Below are 1,724 nucleotides of genomic sequence, written 5' to 3'. Positions count from 1 at the left end.
TTGAGTAAGATCATGAGCAGCTTTTTCCGCAGTTGAGTAAGATCATGAGCGACTTTTTAGTTACTTGAGTAAGATCGTGAGCAACCTCTACCTCACTTGAGTAAGATCATGTGCGCCAGCCTCAACCGTTGAGTCAAAAAATGTGCGCCCGCCACCCGCGTCCGCCGCCCCCCGTCAACCAAAAGCAAAAAGAAGCCCCTCGCAAAGCGAGGAGCTTCCTTAATACCTAACTAATAAACAATTACTGGCATGTGGGTCGTCACCGCATTCCAAACGGACTTGATTTCGCTTGGCCGGATGTTGACGCAGCCGTGGGAGCCACCTTCCAGGTAGGCGGTGCTGGACCAGTCCGTCCGCCATGAGGCGTCGTGCAGGCCGCAGCCGCTCAAGGTAAATGGCATCCAGTAGCTAACCTTAGATGCGTAGCTTGAGCCGTCGTCGTTTTGCCCCTTCAGAGTGGCGCCTTCTTCCTTGTACATGATGTACCAAACGCCCTTAGGCGTAGCGTTGTCACCCTTGTTTTCGGTCCCGGTAACGACGTCGGAGACGGTCACCGCCACCTTGCCGTTAACCACGATCCACAGGTCCTGGGTAGAAATGGACACAACTACATAGCTGTTGCCTAAGCCATTGTTGCTCTTGCCGTAGCCTAGCCCCTGGGTTGTGTAGCCTTCGCCGTAGATGTGGTTCTTGCCGTCGATGGTCTTGGTCCCATTTTCGTAGGCCTTCAAGATCGCGCTCTTAGCGCTGGCCGTCCAGATGCCCCAGCCGTAGCTTTGGTTGGTAACCGTAATGGTTGAGCCAGATGGGGTCTTGAACTTGTAGCTCTTGCCCAAGGTCTTGACTTCCTTGTCCATGGCTTCCAACTTGGCCGTCAGCTTGCTGACGTTGTCATAGTGCAAGCTGCCTGAGTAGTAGCTGACTTGAGTCAGGTAGTCTTTAGCGCTGAGGTTAAAAGTCTTTCCGCCAACATTATAGGTTACGCTAGCAGCAACGATCTTCTTCAGTTTCTTTTTGCCAGCATTCAAGGCCGTGTTCTTGTAGCTGTAAACATTGTTGGTTGGCAGCTGGGTGTATTGCTTCTTAAAGTAGCTTTGCACCTGGCTTTGGCTAATCGTGGTCAGCTTGGCATCGCGGACGCTAGAAATCTTGCCGTCCTTGTAGACCAGCTTGTTCTTGGCTTTGGCCAGCACCTTCTTGGTTGCTTGGCTAACGGTCAGCTTGCCGACCTTAACCCCATAAATGGAGACGTTTGGGTTAAAGTGCGTTTTGTTAAAAGCAATCTGCTTCTGGTTTCTGGCGTAGGCTGCAGCCTGCTCTTTCTTGTAGGCATTGTAGCCGAAGACGCCAGCGGCGAGCACCACGATTACGGCGATGCTGCCAAAAATTAGATATTTACTTCCCTGCTTATTTTCTTTCCGGTAGTCTTTGCGAGAGGTCATCTTAACTCCAATCTATCATAAGAAGATTGCGCTTAGTATAACACAAATTAACTTTAGATTAAACGAATTAGAACTCAGTTTCGGCAATGTCGTCTTCCGGTCGGTGCTCCTGAATGCGGATTACCTGCCAAGTGAAGGGGCTTTCGACAGTTGGTAAAGTTATTTTTAAAATTTTCTTTTCAAAAGTATAAGGGCAGTCAACCCGGCCGTCGATCCATTCCACCCGGTTGGGCTCTTGGTCAAGGCCAGCCACCTCGATTTCGCTTGCGAAAGGCTTTTTGA

Annotated in this window: 1 protein-coding gene and 1 pseudogene; both read right to left on the bottom strand. The window is 50.4% G+C overall.

Annotation, left to right across the window (positions count from 1 at the left end):
- Positions 1-230 precede the first annotated feature (230 nt).
- Complete coding sequence (locus ACI4WN_RS00200) at positions 231-1,442, bottom strand: L,D-transpeptidase family protein (protein ID WP_439776462.1); 1,212 nt, start codon at positions 1,440-1,442, stop codon at positions 231-233.
- Between the two features lie 67 nt (positions 1,443-1,509).
- A pseudogene (locus tag ACI4WN_RS00195) lies at positions 1,510-1,724 on the bottom strand (hypothetical protein); the annotation flags it as partial.

The organism is Lactobacillus sp., assembly GCF_051893255.1.
In the GTDB taxonomy this organism is placed as follows: domain Bacteria; phylum Bacillota; class Bacilli; order Lactobacillales; family Lactobacillaceae; genus Lactobacillus.
This window is presented reverse-complemented; position numbering and strand designations above follow the sequence as displayed.